This is a genomic window from Mycoplasma haliaeeti (genome assembly GCF_048284645.1).
Lineage (GTDB): Bacteria > Bacillota_I > Bacilli_A > Mycoplasmatales > Metamycoplasmataceae > Mycoplasmopsis.
The window spans coordinates 1-18,537 of sequence record NZ_JBLWAB010000012.1; the positions used below are offsets into that span (position 1 = coordinate 1).

General features: G+C 29.8%; 13 protein-coding genes. 1 reads left to right on the forward strand and 12 read right to left on the reverse strand.

The features are described from left to right. Positions 1 to 303 (forward strand): leucine-rich repeat domain-containing protein (locus tag ACNQ2T_RS03110; RefSeq protein WP_418035961.1); only part of this gene is annotated, 303 nt, incomplete at its 5' end. A 377-nt stretch (positions 304 to 680) separates the two neighbouring features. Here ACNQ2T_RS03110 and ACNQ2T_RS03115 read toward each other — a convergent pair. From ACNQ2T_RS03115 to ACNQ2T_RS03170, 12 genes are all read right to left on the reverse strand, one after another. Next, entirely contained in the window at positions 681 to 2,882 is a 2,202-nt protein-coding gene (locus ACNQ2T_RS03115) for a type 2 periplasmic-binding domain-containing protein (RefSeq protein ID WP_418035963.1), read from the reverse strand. Continuing rightward, a complete protein-coding gene (locus ACNQ2T_RS03120; RefSeq protein ID WP_416741419.1) occupies positions 2,882 to 3,670 on the reverse strand; it encodes an ABC transporter permease in 789 nt (262 codons plus the stop codon). The genes ACNQ2T_RS03115 and ACNQ2T_RS03120 overlap by 1 nt, the downstream gene beginning before the upstream one ends. Then, positions 3,663 to 4,502: an ABC transporter permease gene (locus ACNQ2T_RS03125; protein WP_416741418.1), complete on the reverse strand. Its 840-nt coding sequence runs from the start codon at positions 4,500 to 4,502 to the stop codon at positions 3,663 to 3,665. The genes ACNQ2T_RS03120 and ACNQ2T_RS03125 overlap by 8 nt, the downstream gene beginning before the upstream one ends. After that, positions 4,486 to 5,871: an ABC transporter ATP-binding protein gene (locus ACNQ2T_RS03130; protein ID WP_416755768.1), complete on the reverse strand. Its 1,386-nt coding sequence runs from the start codon at positions 5,869 to 5,871 to the stop codon at positions 4,486 to 4,488. Before ACNQ2T_RS03130 ends, ACNQ2T_RS03125 begins: the two co-directional genes overlap by 17 nt. Positions 5,872 to 5,901: 30 nt before the next feature. Beyond that, positions 5,902 to 6,045 carry a hypothetical protein gene (locus ACNQ2T_RS03135; RefSeq protein ID WP_416742030.1) on the reverse strand — a complete coding sequence of 48 codons (144 nt, stop codon included), beginning with the start codon at positions 6,043 to 6,045 and terminating at the stop codon, positions 5,902 to 5,904. Positions 6,046 to 6,138: 93 nt separating this feature from the next. After that, positions 6,139 to 7,029, reverse strand: a complete 891-nt coding sequence (locus ACNQ2T_RS03140) for a variable surface lipoprotein (protein WP_418035965.1) — start codon at positions 7,027 to 7,029, stop codon at positions 6,139 to 6,141. Position 7,030: 1 nt separating this feature from the next. Beyond that, on the reverse strand, positions 7,031 to 7,999 hold the full coding sequence (locus tag ACNQ2T_RS03145; protein WP_418035967.1) for an aromatic motif membrane protein: 969 nt from the start codon (positions 7,997 to 7,999) through the stop codon (positions 7,031 to 7,033). Beyond that, on the reverse strand, positions 7,968 to 9,005 hold the full coding sequence (locus ACNQ2T_RS03150) for an aromatic motif membrane protein (RefSeq protein ID WP_418035969.1): 1,038 nt from the start codon (positions 9,003 to 9,005) through the stop codon (positions 7,968 to 7,970). The genes ACNQ2T_RS03145 and ACNQ2T_RS03150 overlap by 32 nt, the downstream gene beginning before the upstream one ends. After that, the gene (locus ACNQ2T_RS03155; protein ID WP_418035971.1) at positions 8,995 to 10,095 is read right to left on the reverse strand and encodes an aromatic motif membrane protein; all 1,101 of its coding nucleotides are present in this window, start codon (positions 10,093 to 10,095) and stop codon (positions 8,995 to 8,997) included. Before ACNQ2T_RS03155 ends, ACNQ2T_RS03150 begins: the two co-directional genes overlap by 11 nt. Continuing rightward, positions 10,073 to 10,780, reverse strand: coding sequence for an ABC transporter ATP-binding protein (locus ACNQ2T_RS03160; protein ID WP_416755799.1), 708 nt, complete (start codon positions 10,778 to 10,780; stop codon positions 10,073 to 10,075). The genes ACNQ2T_RS03155 and ACNQ2T_RS03160 overlap by 23 nt, the downstream gene beginning before the upstream one ends. Further along, the gene (locus tag ACNQ2T_RS03165; protein WP_418035973.1) at positions 10,777 to 12,606 is read right to left on the reverse strand and encodes an ABC transporter permease; all 1,830 of its coding nucleotides are present in this window, start codon (positions 12,604 to 12,606) and stop codon (positions 10,777 to 10,779) included. Before ACNQ2T_RS03165 ends, ACNQ2T_RS03160 begins: the two co-directional genes overlap by 4 nt. Before the next feature lie 140 nt (positions 12,607 to 12,746). Then, on the reverse strand, positions 12,747 to 18,359 hold the full coding sequence (locus ACNQ2T_RS03170; protein WP_418035975.1) for a leucine-rich repeat protein: 5,613 nt from the start codon (positions 18,357 to 18,359) through the stop codon (positions 12,747 to 12,749). Between the last annotated feature and the right edge of the window lie 178 nt (positions 18,360 to 18,537).

The window sequence follows — 18,537 nt, forward strand, 5'->3', positions numbered from 1 at the left end:
AGATGAGATGGTGCTAGTGGTGATATTGTAGATGATACTATTACAAGTATAGCTGGTTGAGTATTTAGAGATAATAAAAATATTGCATCAGTATCTTTCCCTAATGTAACAAGTATAGGAAATAGTGCTTTTAAAGACGCAACAAACTTAACATCAGTTTCACTCCCTAATGTTATAAGTATAGGAAGTGAAGCTTTTAAAGGTGCAACAAACCTAACAATGGTAGAGATGCCAAAATTAAAAGACATTGGATACTCTGCATTTGAAAATACCCCGAAGCTAATTCACAAACCAGGTCGTTAATGCATTAAAAGTCCATTTCATATTCATATTACTCTATTCTTATATACGGTGAAATATTAAAAATCTATGCCAATAATCTAGCTAATCAAGAGAAAATACTAGGCACATTCTTTAAAATTAAAAGAGTGTGTTTTTCTATGCCTAAAAAATATTTTACAATTGACAAAAAATAAAATATTCTATGTTTTCAAGTTATAAGATTAAAAAGCGAATAGCAAAATAATATAGGATTATTTGCCTCATTTACCCTTAAAACTCCGAAAATCAGGAAAAGCATTCATTCATAATACGTATCCAAAACTTAACTAAATAGATTTTATATTTGTGTGCCTATTATAGGCACACTTTTTTATATAAAAAACCAGGATCGCTCCTGATTAACTTTTTGTTTCCATAAAATAATATTGTGAGGCTTCTGAAGAAATTTGTTCACTAATTGGACTTAAAGCTTTATGCTCAATAATTCCATTATTCTTTCAAGCCTTAATAATAATTGGATTATGTTTTTCTTTTTCGATATTATTTAATAAATTATCAATTTCAGCTTCATTATTTTGACTTAAAGCTGTTTTAATTAAGCTTAATTTTTCTTTAGCTTGAGCTAAGTATTCACTTTCTTCATCACTTAAAGTAGAATTGCTACTAAACTTATTAATTAGATCTTGCAATTCACTAGCAAAGATTTCAAGCTTATCACTTTGATTAGAAACATCAACTATTTTATAGATATCAATTACATTTTTATCTTGGCCTTCTACTACATTAGCAAAATAATTACGCAAGACTAATTGATAATCTATTTCTTGAGTAGGCACATAGTTTATGTAATTAAAGTTAGTTAAGTTACCTCAGCCTTGAATATTTTGCTCATCTGAGATATCTATAAAAGCAATTTTACGCCCTAGGTATAAGGCTAAAGCTTCTTTCTTATCTTCTCAAGATTGGATAAAGTCATTAATTTGTTCTTTATTACTTGCTACTATAGCGCCTAATATTTCATCTTCACTATTAGAAGTATTTAAAACTACTTTTTTAGCTTGGTTATTGTTTAAAAAGACTAAGAGTTGGTCCATTAAACTAGCTTTTGAAGCTAGAAGATAAGCTTGTAGCATGCTAGGAGCAATATTGATTTTGGCATCATAATTTGCTACTTCTTCATCTCTTTCAGTTTGTAAATGACTATATTTATCTAATCATGTGGCGTTGCTTGGTAAAGAAAGATTAATTAGATCACTATATTTAGTTATAACTTGATTAATTTGGTTGGATTCAAGAGGTTTAGCTAAAAGACTTGGATCCCATAACTTAGCAAAGGCTCCTTGCTCTTGAATTTGCTTTCACACTTGAGCAAAGATGTTTTCACTAAATTTAACTTTAGTATTTTTATCATAAGTTGCTAGAGATGTTTGATCCTTGCTCATAGCTCAATAAGTATTTAAATTACTATAAACACTTGAACCTAATACTTGTAAGTAAGCTGTGTTCTCTGTTTCATTATTAGCTGAAGAAAGCATAATTCCATCAACTAATAATAAGTTTTGCTTAGGTTTAATAACTCTGATATCACCATCATGACTTATACCTTGGGCAATTTCTTTTTCACTAGCTGGATAATTATCTGAACCATAGTAAGCATCAATTGCATCACCATTATACATAATGGCTGCTGTGATATCTGGACGTTTAGGGTTAATTAACTGGTTTAAAAGTTCTAATCCATCACCTTCAAAAGAAATGTGACGATTGTTTCTAACATCAAAACCAGTTCCATCTTTAATTAATTGTTTAAATGAATCAATTAAAATTTTATAGGTATCTGATTTAACATCACCGGTAAATTTACTTGAAGTTCTTTCACCATCAGGCAGAAGTCAATAAGAAGACCCATATAGCATATTGTCCCGCATAGCATCTGTAATAATGTAAGAATTAAAGCCATTAGCATGGATAGCTTTTAAAACATTAATAAAAGAATTATAAGCTTCACTATTGCCAAAGTTTTGTTCTTTAAGTCAGCTAGTTGCAATGCCAGATAATGGATCATCAACATCACTTCGATTATTTGGAGCAATTGGATTTTTACGGGTGTTATAAGCTACAACAACATCTTGTGAATAATATGGGAAGAAGTATTCTCATAGTTCACCTTTATTGCTTTTGCTTAGTTCTGCGTTATATTGTGCTAGGTGATTTCAAATTTCATCCCGTAAAAATAGATGTACTAAGTTTTTAGTTTTTTGATAGTTATCTTTTAAACTAGGATCGTTAAATAAGATTGAATAATCAATTTTAGCTAAAAGTCCTTTTTTAGCTAATTGAGCAGCTAGAAAATCAGTTCCAACTCCAGCTGCTGCTTTATGGTTAATTAGTGCATTATTAAACTCACTAATTTCGCTAAATTGAGTATATGAAAAGTGTTGTCTTAAGATAGCTTGGTTATCTTGTGACATATATGATTTAAAGTTATAAAATGCTGGTTTATATTGGTGTGTTGCTTTATAAGCAATAGCACTCCCTACTACTGCCCCTGAAACTAGAAGGCTGGAACAAATCAGTAAGTTACGATAAAGTTTTTTCATTACTTCTTGTTCTTTTTAACTAGGGTATAAATGATATTAGCAACTATGGTAATAAAGAGAATAATAGTTCCTAATACAAGTCCTCAAGGTTCAAATGAACCTTCGTATAATTTAGTTCCAAGTGTAGGTGAGTTAGACACAGTACGTGTAATAATAAAGTCATCAAAACTAAGTACAGAAGAAACCACTACTGCCATAATGATTGAAGGAATCATATAAATGAAATAGGTTCTAAATCATGATCTAATTTTAGAATAACCTAAATCTTGGCTAGCTTCAAATAAGTTGTTGTTGAATTTTTCACTTCTAGGTAGCATTAAAGAAATACCATATGGTAGTGCCATAACAGTGTGAGCCACAATAACACGAGCAAACCCTTCATTATCAGTTTGCACCACTCCAAAAAAGGCTCCAAAGACTAGTACAAGTCCAATTGCTGTAATGTTATCTGGGTTAATAAGTGGAATATTTGAACTAGCTGTAACAAAGCCACGCACAGTTTTATTCTTTTGACGATATAAGGCATAAACTGTAACAAGTGAAATTGTACATACTAGAAATGAAACTACAATAGCTAGTAAAATTGAATTTACTAGCGCTGAAATCCGATCATTATCAAAAAGATGTATTCAGTTTTCAACAGTTCCTTTAGTTCATGTAGTATTAAATAATCCTTTTGGAGTAGCTTCATTAAAAGTAAAAATTGCTCCAAAGAAAAGTGGAATATAAACAATTGCTAAAATTAAGTAAATATAGCTTTTTCTTAAAAATGATCCAAGTTTACTCATAATGAGCTCCTTTCTTAAGTTTAAAGATTAACTTAGGAATAAAGAGCATTAAAGCGTAAATTGAAATGAAGACTAATGAAACAATAATAACTAAAGAAGAACCAGCTGACAGGTCAAATTTATTTCCTGGATTAATTTTTGAGTTAATTATGTCTCCAATTAGTTGGTGTTGTGATCCATCTGGTAGCAATTTAGCCGAAATAATAAAGGTTGTTGCACTAGCTAGAAAAATCATAGCTAGTCCAGATAAAATCGCTTTAGTTCCATACGGAATAATAACCTTGAAAATAGTTTGTACATTGTTGTATCCAAGGTCATTACTTGCTTCAACAATGTTTTTGGGCATGTCTTTAAACACAGTGTATAAAGGCATAATCATTAAAGGTAAGTTTAAGTAAGTTAGTCCAAAGACAATAAACATTTCATTGTTTAAGCTTTTTGGATCTGAGGCAAATATTGCTAAAAATAAAGCTTTAATTGAATAAACTCTAGCAATGGTAAAAATTGCCATTGGAGAAAGAATTAAGCTTAAGGCATAAATGCGGAAAACTTTTGATTTAGAGGTTGAAATAAAATAAGCATACGGAAAGCCAATAATTAGGCAAAAGATAGCAGATACTAGCCCAATTCAAAGGCTACGTCCCATAATTCTTCAGGTATTTTTACTTGTTACCAATTCTCATGAGTTAAAGTTATCGCCAGTTACTGAGAAGGCAGAATAAATAATCATGATTAAAGGCAGAATAATAAGTAAAATTGCAACCAGAATGTATGGGATAGCTAAATATAGCTTACGATTTAGAGTGAGTTTATCTTTAATTTTGGAAATCATGGTTTGAGTAATCTCACTTAGGATCTTTTTTCATTAAGTGAATTGAATCAATTGTTCAACTCATGTAGACTTTTTCATCTAAATCGAATTTTTTAGCTGTTTCAACATAAATGTATTCGTCTTCAGCAATTTCAACTTTTAAGTAGTAGTATGAACCACGATATGAAATATCAACGATTTTTCCTGCAATTTTATCTTTCGTTGTTGATGGATTAGCGTTAATATCAATATCTTCTGGACGAATTAAAGCATCTAACATTTCATTTGGAGCAAACTCATCCATTTCATGAATAGTTTTAAATTCTTTCCCAAGTAGTTTAATTTTTCCATTTTTAGGGTTGAATTTAGCGTTAAAAATATTTGAATCACCGATAAATTTAGCTACTCAAATGTTTACAGGGTAGTCATAAATGTTTTTAGGTGTGTCGTATTGTTCAATTCTTCCATCCCGCATAACTGCAATTCGATCAGAAAGTTCTAGTGCTTCATCTTGATCGTGAGTAACAAAAATAAAGGTTAGTCCTAATTCTTGTTGTACGCTTCTAAGTAACACTTGCATCTTTTTACGAATTTTAGCATCTAGAGCAGATAAAGGCTCATCAAGTAGTAAGATTTCAGGTTCAATAACTAATGATCTAGCAAGCGCTACCCGTTGTTTCATCCCACCAGAAAGGGCACTAATTGGTTTAGTTGCATTTCCACTAAGTCCAACTAGATCAATCATTTGAGCAATTTTGCTATTCATTTCATCTTTAGTCATCTTACGTTTAAAGTAACGATTTTTAAAGGCTTCAGATTTTTGATTTACATAGTTTTCTCAATATGAGTATTTAAAGTCAGAATCATCAAGTCAGTTTTGACGTCTTCTGTATTGGTATGTACCTGGTTTAGTAGATTCTAGTTCAGCTTCATATTTTTCTTGAATCTTGTCAAGTTGTGCCATTTTAGCTTCTGAAAGTGCTGTTCATTGAGCTAATTTCTTTTGGTATAAGGCATTATATTTATCATTAATTACTTCACGAGGAACTCTTTTAAGTTTAAGTCCATATGCAATATTACCTTCAACATTTAAATGAGGGAATAAGGCATAATCTTGGAAGATTGTTGATACATTTCTTTTATAAGGTTCTAAGTCTTTGATGTCATATCCATCAAACTTAATTTCCCCACGGGTAGCTCATTCGAAACCACCAATTAGTCTTAGAATTGTAGTTTTACCTGATCCAGAAGGCCCAAGTAAAGTTACGAATTCACCACGTTTAATTTGCAAATTAATACTGTGCAAAACAGTTTTATCTTGGAATTCTTTAACAACATCAATTAGTTCAATAACTGGTTGTTCATCTTTATTGATTTTTTTCTTTGCCATAATGTCTCCTTTCATAATATTAAAAATCAATTATGCTTGCAGGGAGACAGTATCATAGAGGTTTTCAGAGTATTCTTCAACTAAGTATTGTGCACTTGAATATTCAATATCATTAAAAACTCTAAAGATATTTTTAACCTGAAGAATTTGAATTAACATTGCTTTATTTTTCATATTGTCTATTTTACTAAAAGATAGCAAAAAAACAGTAAAAATTTGCAATTTCTTATGCAGCAAATTCTACTGTTTTATAGGCTTAAAAGTTAATTAATAGATTAGATTAAATTGAGGGTATTTAATATCTGGTAAGCTAGCGAACTTTTCTTCAAATTGACTAATATCTTTATTGGTTAATTTAGCTTCATTTTTTTCCATCGCTTCAAGGGCTTCTTGTGGGTTTACTGGCTTAGTTGAATCTGATTGTGAGAAGTATATACATAAAGGATCTAGGCTAATAGCCCCTTGTGGAGACACATAAATTTTAAGGATTGTGCTAGTAAAGGTTACATAGAGCACTTTATATCCAGGTCTTTTTTCTGAATCTTGTAGTTTTGAAAAAGTTAAGTGTTTAAGTAAAATGTTAGGTTTAACATTTTGACGATTGTAAGTAAAGTGTTTATGAATAGCTTCATTATTAACTGAATATTCATTTTTAACATTAGCAGCTCAGTGTAAATATCTTGGAGAGTGGACTGCATGTGTGCTTGATTCTTTTTCAAAAGTTAATAACCCATAGTCATAAAATTTAGTTGTAAAGTTGTATAAGTATTTTAAATAAGCAAGCAAGTTAAGAGATAATATTTCTTCATTTTGTTGTAATAATTGATTGATTTGAGCTTGTTTGGCTGAAATTTGTTCTGCAGTTAAGGAGTTGTTGGCTAATTCATGTTTAAGTGCAAAAATACTTTTAGCGTTAGCTTGTAGGGCTTGATTTATTTCATTATATGCTTTGATATCAAAATTTTGATAAGCTTGCTCTTGTTGTGGAGAAAAATGAATATTATATTTAGCTAATTCATCTTTTACTTCTGTAGCAAAGTGCTCTTTAGCTAATTTTAAGCTTGTCTTAGTTCCGGTTCCATCACAGGCAGCAGCCACAAAAGGCATGCTAACTAATGGTAAAATACTTAATGAGAGAAGAAATTTAAATTTTTTCATACTACTTAACATCTATTGCTGAATATTGCAATAGAATACCTCCATAATAATCTTTATATAAAACTTCATCAGTTTGAGTTTTATTTGAATTGTCTAAGTCAAATGAAGCAAATAAAGAAACATATTTATTTAAGTTAAATATTGTATCTTTATTACTTGCACTGAGTAGTTTTGGGAATGTTTTAATATAACTAAAGACACTAGCTTTAGCACTTATCTCTTTAGTTTCATCATCTATTTCTTTCGTGATATCAACTTGTATAATGAAGCCATCTTGATTTAATAAGTAATAGTGCACATCATTTGAATCAGCTTCCATTTGTTTAACAAATTGAGTAAAGGTATTAGACTTAATATTTGAGAAAATTGAATAAATTAACTTATTTTCGTGATCTCTTAAACTGAAAGAAGATTCAGTTTCGTTATTATCACGAGTGAATGTACTATTTTGCATAAAAACAAAACGATTAATGTTAAATAAAGTTCATAATCAATTAGTTTCATTAGCTTGATCAATAACTTTATCTGCTTGTTTTACAGGGTAAGGATAAGCACGAGAAGTCATTCAGAAGTATTCGCCAGGTTCTTCATATGAAGAAGATTGACGAGTAATAACGTTAGCGTATTTCAGTGCTGTTGATAATTGCTTTATGTAATCATTATGTAATAAAGCTTCTTGAGAAGCAATATACTTTTCTTTTGCTTGAGTATTTGAACCATAGATTTCATTAAGCAATGAATCAATTGCTGCTTGCTTTAAAAACATTTGTCAACGTAATGTTAAATCACTAGCAAAATTTACCTTATTATCTTTTATAGTGTCCTTGCTATTATTTGCTGGCTTAACTGGTGCACTAGCAACTACTTCTTCATGCTTATTACTAAAGGCTGATATACTAGGAGCAAGAATTGTACAGCTTGCACCTAGGCTTAAAAGGCTAGTTAGCATTAGTTTCAGTGACTTTTTCATTTAGTTCCTTTCCAAATGGGAAGACAAAGGCTGGATAGCCATATCTTTGTTTTATTGGCATGTCTTCTTGATATTGTTTCAACCCTGATTCATAGTTGTGAATAAATCCACTGTGAATAGTTTGAGAAATTAAATTCAGCGAAATAGTTTTAGCTTGAGCAGCTCCAAAATAAATTCCTACAAAACTTAAATCAACTTGTGAAATATTGCTTGAGATATTTCTAATCATTATACGAAAGGCCAATTTATCTTTCTTGATATAGTAAGCTTCATTATCTCCAATTTCAGGAGATTCATCTCCTAGCTTAATATCATCTAGATAACTATCTTTGAAATTTAATGTAGTAAAAGGCTTTTGTCTATTAGCTGCAGCTACATATTCTTTAGAAACCATTAGTTCCTTGCTGGTAGGAATGTAAGGATTTAGGGCCATTGAAACAAAGTTTCAATCAAACTTATCTAGATTATTTAAGATAAAGTATCAGTTTTGATTAATTAGCTCTTTATATTGAGCTAAATAATCTAAAGCAGACATAGCTGGTTTATTGTTTTTAGCTTGGTCAATTTGTTCTTGAAGACGTTTAATTTCATTTAAAGTTTCTTGGTAACGTTTTTGATCACCACGGAAGAAAACTAGCATTGAATTTAAACGATTGAGTTTTTCTTCTAGTTCACCAATATTGACGCTATGATAGATTTTTTTGTATTCAGTTGCTATTTGGGCAAATTTAGCCAAAATAGCTTCTTGATCTTGTTGTTGTTTAAGCAAATATATTTCTTTAGCATTTTGCGCTTGAGGAGTATTCTTATACACTAATGAAAGTAATTGATTCATAATTCTTTGATGACTAAGAGCTTCAGCCGAAGTTGCAGCTGGTGAAGTATCTTTATCATAATCAATGTAAGCATTTAACTTAGCACTTTGATTGTAGTTGCTACATGCCACAGGTCCTAGGCATAATGGAGCAAAACTTAATGCAGTTAAAATTCTTCATTTAGTTTTCATCAATTTCTCCTCATGTGTATCTTAAAATTTGCATTTGGCTTTTATTTAGTTCCATAAAAGCTTTATAAAATAGTGTTGAATAATTATTTTCATTGTATAGTTCAATTAAGTTAGCATCATTATGTTTTGCATATGCTTGTGCAGCTGTTTGTTCATTATCTGGTTCACCTGTTTTGATGGCATAATCAATATCAGCTTGAATAATTGCTTGATGTGCATCTTTAAAGGCTTGCACAAAGGCTTTAATGGTTGCATCCATGTCTTTATTTAATACTAAGAAAACATCTGGAATTATTAAAATGTAATTCTTAACAATTTCAGCTTGTTCCTTCTTTAAGCTCTTGCTGTAAGTAAAATAAGGAATAAAGCAATTGTTGTCTAGTATTAAGAAGTTTAAATATTTATTCTTATAAATATCTTGTGACTTAGCTTGCAATTCAAAACTTAAAATATTGGTGATTTTAGCATCATTTAGTGTTAATGAATATGAGCCATATTTCTCTCGCACGTAGTCAAATAACTCTTGAGTGCTACGTGGAAGAAGTACTTTATTTTCTTTTAATTCAGTTTCATTAGAGTTAGTTGCACTAGTTTCTTCATCTGAAGAGTTGCTTTCATTTTCATTATTAGCATCCTTGCCAGATAAGTTTTTATAATCTGCATCAAAAGGGTTAAATACATAAGTGTTGTGCGCTAAGTGATCTAAATATCAATATCAATTACTACTTAGAATATTATTAATTGAATTAATTGAGTTTTTAACTTGTCCAGTTAAAGTACTTGGTGATTTATCAAGTACTTTAACATTTGAAATGTTGGCATAAATCATAGCTGATTTTAATTCAGTATAAATAGCTGCCGGTATATTTTGTTGAGTTTTTAGATATAAATCTTGTTCCTGTATATTGCTATTAAGTTTGTTTAGTATTTCATTTAGTTTGATTTCGTTTGCACTTAAAGGTTTATTGGCTTTAAGCTTGATATCGTTATCATTTAGTTTATCTTGCTTACTGCAAGCTACTGTAGGAATTAAACAAGGTAGGGTACCTAGTGAAAGTCATAGTAGCTTATTTTTTAATAACTTTTTCATAAAAGATATCTTCCAATGGTTGTTTTTTCATTCCAGAAGAAACAACTTTTCCATGGTGAATTAAGGTATATGAATCTACATATTTATCAATTTCACTAAGTACGTGAGAAGAGATAAAAATACTTTTTCCTTCTTTATGTAAGTCTTCAAGTAAGCTAAATAATTGATATCTAGCAGTTGGGTCTAAGTTAGCAGCTGGCTCATCTAGAATAATTAAGTCTGGATCATTAATTAAAGCTTGAATTAATAAAACCTTTTTCTTTTGTCCAGATGAGAAAGCATATGGTTTTGACTTAGCAAGTGAGCTAATTTCAAATTTGTCTAGTAACATATTTATTTTGTCTTTAGCTTGTGCTTTAGGCATTCCTGAAAGTAAGGCTAATGAATATAAATATTCTCAAGTAGTTAATTCTTTCGGGAAAATTGCGCTTTCAGGCACATAGCCTAATTTAGCTTTAGATTCAGGTTTTCTGGCATTTATACCATTGATAATAATTTCCCCATCGTATTTATCATAAGAACCAATAATAGATTTAATTGTAGTTGTTTTACCAGCACCATTTTCACCAATAAAGGCATGGAATGAACCTTGTGGTACTGTAAAACTAATATTAAAGATTCCACGTGCTTCATGTTTATCTTGGTAAACTTTACTTAAGTTTTTTACTTCTAAAATATCCATTATCTGTAGTCCTTTCTAATGTATAGTACATTGTTAATTAAGATGAAGATAAATCCAAGGGCAATTCAAATTCCAATGAATCCATATTTATTAATAATTTGCTTATCACGACTAACTTGATACATTTGATCAAGTGATTGGAATAAATAATTATTTGATTTTTTCAAGTCATATCTAATTACAACTTGATTGTCTTTTACTTCTTGTTTTGTACTGTAACTTGCGTATCCTCCAATGCTATAGCTATATCCACCAATTTGGAACTCATAGCTTCTTGGACTATAGTCGCTTGTGTTTTTGTTATATAACATCGCATTTACTAAATTAGTATTATTGTAATTAAAGTAAATGTAATATAACATTGCACTTAATAAGTAAACTTCTTTTTCAGTTTTTGACTTAATGATTTTTTTGGTTATAGCTTCATCATTAAGCACTGTCACATTAGCATCATCTAGCTTATTAAGCATTGAGTTTTCATTTTCAATTTCAGCTTGAAGCTTATTATTAATTAATCCAGCAATTAATGAATAATCATTTGTATCAGCTTCTTTATAGTTTTCATCATTTAAGATTTCACGCGCAAATTTTTGTCCGTATGCATTAAATACTCTTGAATTAAGTAATTCTTTTAAGTATTTTCATTCTAGTTTTCCAACTAAGGTATCTCCTGTAGTATTGCTGTAAGAATCTTCGGGGAACGTAATATTGAAATTATCAGCCCCATTTCTTACATAAATAATATTAGTATCAGTAAAGAGTCCAGTTAAATCAGGGTTCACTTGATTTTTAAGTGCTCCGGGTACTAAGTAAACATCCTTTTTAATTGGCTGTTTATTAATATCTAATAATGAAATTTGATATTTAGGCATACTTGCTTCAGTTTTAAGTGCATAGCTATATGCAGGTGAATCTAAATGGTTGTAGTAAATATAATTATCTAGATTACTACTTACATTACTTGCAAAACTATCAAATATGTTTTTGTTTTCTATATTAAAGATATCAACTAATTGATATGGCATAATTAATCATGAATATGCTTGCCATTCATTAGCTGAAGCTTTTGAAAAGTTATAAGCTTGCTTAATGTAATTTGCTTGATTACTACTAAAGGTATTAGCATCATAACCATTTGGCATAATATAAAAGCTATCTTGATCATTATTTAGATAAAACATTTCAATATCAGCCTTATTACCAGCGGGCTGTAAATTACGTGGCGCATTTAAATAAAATGCTAAATTGTTACTTGTAGCTGTTGATTGAGAAGCTATCACACTTCCTCCAATTACTAGAGGTGTAAAAGCTACCATTGGCACAGCTAAAGCTATTTTTCCATTTAACTTATATCCTATAATTGAAGCAATCATTCCAAACATTATGTAGGCTAGGAAAAATACTACAAATGATAATAATGTATATGCTACTAAATATGAATAATGCATTCCTAATCCTATAAATAGGTTAGAAAGTAGCATAGTTAAACCTCAGTAAGCTCCAAAAATTATAAAAATACTAAATTTTCCTAAAAAGATCGATTTTCTAGAAATGGGTTTTGAATAGGTTAATAATTCAACCCCTTCTTCTTCTAAATCCTTATATATATGTAGTGATTTCATACTTGCATAGAAAATTGTGATTAGTAATTCTGCAAAAACTATTGCATAAATCGCAAAATTGCTTTTAAGATCATTTAATTGTAATGTCGCAAAAATGATGCTTAATATAATTGCAATCACCATTCAAACAATAGGTACTATAAAGGTAGATTTCTTTTTTAATACAATTTTATGTAAGAATGAAATGTAACTAGCAGTTGTTTTCATGTGTTCTCCTTATTTTGTTGTCTTATATTACTGTTTGGTAATTCATATATATTATTGTAGTACAAAATTACTAAACAGTAATAAAAAAATTAAGAAAAAATACAGCCTATTTTAAGCTGTATTTGAACTTTTTTTATATTTTATCCAGCAATTTGGTATTTTTCTTTAGAATCAAATGCATTTTGTGCTATTTCTACATTATCAGGTACTTTTAATAACACTTTATCTACTTTATGTAAATTGCCAAATGCATATGCACCTATAAACTCTAGCTTTGGCGCAGTAAAGTCATCTATTCCTGATCCGTAAAAAGCACCATATGTCCCAACAAAACTTAGGTGTTGACCATTATTAATAGTTTTAAGTTTATTAAATGTTGCTTTTTTAAGTGTTTGTAATGATGAGAATGAATCTTCTCTTAGTGATTCCATCTCGTTCATTTCTACTTCAGATATTTTGGTTCGACTAAATACATCATCACTCAATGTAGTTAAAGAGTTTGCAGTCACTTTTCCGGATATCTTAGAATTAGCAAATGCTTTAGATCCAATTGTAGTTACATTTGGGAGATTTAGCTCGCCACTTAATAATGAAGATGAAAACGCAAAACCATCTATTGTAATCACATTTGTAAAGTCGAAATCTGATAGTCCTGATGATTCAAATGCAGAATTACCAACAGTCTGTACTTTTGAACTATTAAATTGTTTTAATTGCTTAGTTGAAGCAAAAGCACTTGTTCCAATAGATATAAGTTCTGGCGCATTAAACTCTTCAATTCCTGATGCAAAAAATGCTCCATAAGTATTATAATCTCCTGTACCACCATTATTAATAGTTTTAAGTTTATTAAATGTCGCTTTTTTAAGTGAAGGCAATCTATCAAAGCTCATACTTTGTAGAACTTTTAATAAATTCATTTCCACCTCAGATATATTAGTCTTTGTAAATGCATTATCTCCTAATTCAGCCAACATATTAGCTGTTACTTTTCCAAATACCTTAGAATTAGCAAATGCTTTAGATCCAATTTTGGTTACATTTGGAAGGTCTAGCTCTCCTTTTAATTGAGTTGATTCAAATGCAGAATTACCAATATGATTAATTTTACTAAAGTCAAAAGTTTTTAATGGAGTACCCCTGAATGTAGAATTACCAATCCTTTCTAATTTAGGAGTAACCACTTTGCTTAATTTACTAAAGTTTTCAAATGCTCCATTATCGCTATTTGTATCGATAGATATAATGTTATCAGAAACAAATTCCTCAAGAGTGTCTCTTGAATCGCTGAATAGATAATAGGAATTTATTTTTTCAATACCTATATTAACTTTAGTTAAAGCAACATTTTTTAATGCATCTTTTGAAATTTCATGCAATTTAGGTGCATTTAATTGAGTAATCTTTGTATTGCTTAATGCACCAGAGTTTATTGTCTCGGTGTTTTCTAGGTTAATTTCATTTATTGATGTATTTGCTAATGCACAGTTACCTAATGTAACCAATTTAGTTGATGGAAGATTTTTAATTGCTGTATTAGCCAATGCATAATTGCCAATAGTTTCTAACACAGGGAAATTATATTCAGTAATGTTTTTGTTTTTATAGAATGCATATGAACCTAATGATTTTAATCCAGGAGCTTCGAATGTTGCTAAATCAACAGCTGCACTAAAGGCTCCAACTTGTGAACCTTCTGAAGGCGAAGTAATGGTTTCAAGTGCTCTAAATTTAGCTGAAGTAATCTTTTTCATTCCGGCAAAATTTTCATATGGTAACTTAATTAGAGCCTTCATTTCAATTGTTTGTAGGTTATCATTTTGTATAAATGAATCTGGATCTATTCGTGTAACCTTATTTGCTACTAGATTAATAATATTATTGTGTCTAAAGGCTTTTTCTCTAATATCTAAAGCTTCTGGAATATCTACATTTGTTAAGTTTTCACATAAATCAAAGGCCCCGTTCCCTATATATTGAACCTTAGGTAAAGATATAGTAGTTAATGCCTTGTTTGTATCAAATGCACCAACAGATGTTTTTCCATATTCTTCATTCACTTTTCAATCATTAATTCTAAGCAAGTTATTAAATGAAATAGATTTAAGTAGTGGGTTTTTGGCAAAAGTACCTGATTCCAATGTTTCTACTTGATTCATCTCTACATTAACTAAATTCTTAGAATCTGTGAATGCATATTCTCCAATAGAAGTAACTTTGTTTGCCACAACTTCTGTTAGTAGCGAATTAATAAAGGCTCCTGTTCCAATTGTTTCTACATTGCTAAAATCCAATGATGTTAATGCTGAATTCTTAAAGGCATAATTACCAATAGTTTTTAATTTAGGAGCAATAAGTGCCTTAATTTTAGCTTCTTGGAAAGCTCTTTCTCCAATATTTTCTAGATTTGCAGCAGCAATTGTTAAATTAGATTGAGAATTATAGAATGCTTTAGCTGCAATATTTTTCAAGCTAGGAACATTAAGGGCAGTTAAGGTATTTAATTCTTGGAATGCATTAAGATCATCACTAGCTACATTATCCATAGTTTGAGCACTATTTAATGTAATATCATTAATTACTTTGTTGCGAGCAAAGGCTCCAGCTGGAATAGTTTCTAAAGCTTGTAGTGTAATAGATTTAAGCAAGTTATTTCCAGCAAAAGCATATTTACCTGCTGTAGTTACTTTAGGTAAGTTAAGTGATACTAATTGAGTATTTCAAAAAGCTTGGTCTCCTACTAATGTTAATTCAGGGGCTGAAATTACTGCTAAAGCTGAGTTTTCAAAAGCATGTGGTCCAACAGTAGTAGCTTTACCTAGTGTTAAGTTAGCTACACTAGAGTTTTTAAAGGCATTTTCTCCAATAGTTTTTACTTCAGGTAATGCTAAAGTTTTTAGTGCTTTACTATTAGCAAATAATCCATCAGGAATATTTTCAAGTACAGGAAGTACTAAATTAGTTAAAGCAATATTGTTATCAAATAAACTTGTATTACTTGCACCAGCTGAAATAGTTTTTAAGCTAGCTAAAGAAGCACTTCTAAGACCTGTGTCATTAGCAAATACATCATTTGGTAATGATGTAACAGAGTTAAATTGTACGCTAGATAAGCTTGGATTATTAGCAAAAGCTTTAGATCCAATTGTTTTTAATTTTGGAGCTACTAAAGTAACAATTCTAGTATTATCAAATGCATTATTATACACTTGAGTAACTTCTGGAGCAATAATTGTGCTTAAAGAAGTTACATCCTTAAAGGCATTAGCAGGAATTGTATCAATGTGTCCTAAATTAATGCTCTTAAGTCCATTGAATTTAAATGGAGTTCCATTTACTTCCCTTAAGTTAGGGAAAGCAAATGAATAATTATAACTAGCTGACTTATAAGTATTATCAAAAGCATCAGCTTCTACTTTTCATACTTGAGGCAATACATAGTCACCGGGTTGTAAATTTTTAACACTAATTAACACCCCATTACTAATAGTGAATGTAGTTTGGTTCATTTCAATAGTTACATTACCTTTAGCAAATGGTGCATAGTTATTAAAGTAGTTAGCTTCAACTGCTTGCATTGCTTGTTGCACCATTGAAGGCTTAATTAGTTTCGGATCTTCAATTTTAGCTACATATTCAGTAATTTTAGCTGGGTTAACTACTTTTAAGTAGTCATAAGCTTCAATTTCAGCTTTATATTGCATTTTAAGATTATTAACAGTTGCTTCATTAATTTGATTTTGTGGTTGAACTGTAGTTAATAAATAAGTAGCAAATTCATCAATTTTATTTTCATTTAGCAATTGCAATAAATGTTCTTTATATTGAGCTTTCTCACTATCTTCAAGTGCATCAAAACCACTTGTTAATTCATCAAGATATTTATCATAAATTGCTCGACTAATATCATTTTTAACTGTTTGATAGTAAGTTAACACATCAACAAAGTCTTTAACTTCAAGTTCTTGATTAATTTTTTGTTGTAATTGTTCTTTAGCTTGTAAAGTAACTTTACTATCATTTAAAACAAGGTAATTATTTAATTGTTCTTTAGCTGCTTGCAAGTATTTTGCACGGTAGCTTGTGAGTATTTCTTCAAGTTTTGCATGTGTTGAAGCATAATCTAAACTAAGATTGATACCATTAATTGCATTAATTAAATTTAACACAGTAGGTTGATCAAAGAAGACTAAGTTTGGTAATTTACTTGTAACAAAAATATTTGCTTCACTGAGTAAATGAATTTGATTCTTGCTAAACTTATTAAATGCTTCTAAAGTAGGTTCGATTGCAATATTAGCTAGCATGTCAAGAGCTTTAGTTTTTAAAATATTAATTTTGTTATCATAACCATTAATTAAGGCTTCTAAACTTCCTCTTGCTTGAGCTAAGTTATCTTTTGAAGCTGTTTGTAATACTTCTTTAACAAAAGCATTATTACTTGCTTGGTCAATTTCTCCAATATATTTAGTGATATTGTTAGCAGAAATATATTCAAATGAGTTTGAGACTTGATTTTTAGCTCATTCTTGATAACGAGCAAAATCTTTTGCTTGAATTAGATCAAGCATTTGTTGTAATTGTTCTTCAGTTACAAGTGCTCTTTTTAGTATTTCACTCTTAAACTCAACAATATCTTGGTCATTAAGATAAGGGAATTTTTCTTTTGTATCTAAGATGGTATATAGACTATTGATGTTTCTAGCTTCTTGCATTACATTTTGAAATTCTTCAATTTCGGTGTAATTATTTTTCATTTGATCTAATTGAGCTAACAGTCTTTGTTTCATTTCATTGCTATAGCTTGTAAAATGTTCATTAATTTCTTTGCTATAGATTTCAAATAGTTGGTTTGCTACACTAGCTTGTGCTTCTTGTTGAAGTTTTTCTAAAGTAGCTAAGTTTTCAGCTGAATACTGGCTAATTGCTTTAACTTTGTTATCTAAAGAATCACGTAAAGTAGCTGTAAATTCACGTGCTTGATTATTTTTAATAAACTCAATAATTTCATTTCTTAAATTATTAAAGTTTGCTTCTTTAGCAGCTTGTAAAATAGCATCATAAGGTGCTGCCTCAAGTTGGCTTTGAGACTTAATTTGTGCTACAAATTCATCATATTGTTGTTTAGATAATCTTTTTTCTAACTTATCAATTTCAGCAATATAACTTGCTTGCTTATCTGCTAATAGTTTATTAAAAGCATTAGTGCTTTCTTCTTTATATTGATTGTAGATATCAAATAATGGTTTAATATCCATTGTTTTATCACTATTAGCTTGTAATTGTTCTTTAATTTCACTTGATAAATATTTATTTGATGCAAGATCTTGCTTAATAATGTTTTTATATCAAGTTAATAGACCATTTATAGCTGCTTGGTATTTAGCTAATGAATCAATATTTAAATCAATGCTGCTATCTAATTGTTGATTAAATACCTTAAAGGTATTTTCTTTTACAAATGCAGTCAATTCATTTGCCTGTGTTTGTAAACTTGTAGCTTTTGCTTTAAGTTCACTTAAGTATTGATCTACTTTTGTAACACTTGCTGCGCCCATTAATAATTTAGTAGTTTCTTCTTTGGCTTGCGGTGTTACAAAATCATAAATTTTGTCTACTTTTAATTCGTTTAGTGCATTATCTTTGGCTTCTTGTACTGGGTTGGAACAAGCTACAGCTAAGCTTGAAACTCCAGCTAAAGAGGCCCCAAGTATGGATGCACTAAGTAATTTGGTTTTTACTTTTCTTTGCATACAGGATGCTCCTTTTAATTAGTTTTTATATTCATTCATTTTAATTATTTCAAAAAAAAAAAAAAAAAACAAAGGATGGGGAGCACTACACCATAATGCTAAAGAATTATTTTGTGCCAAAAAACGAACTAATAAAGATATTTAGGACAATTCCTTTCGTTTAAAAAATTAATGTATT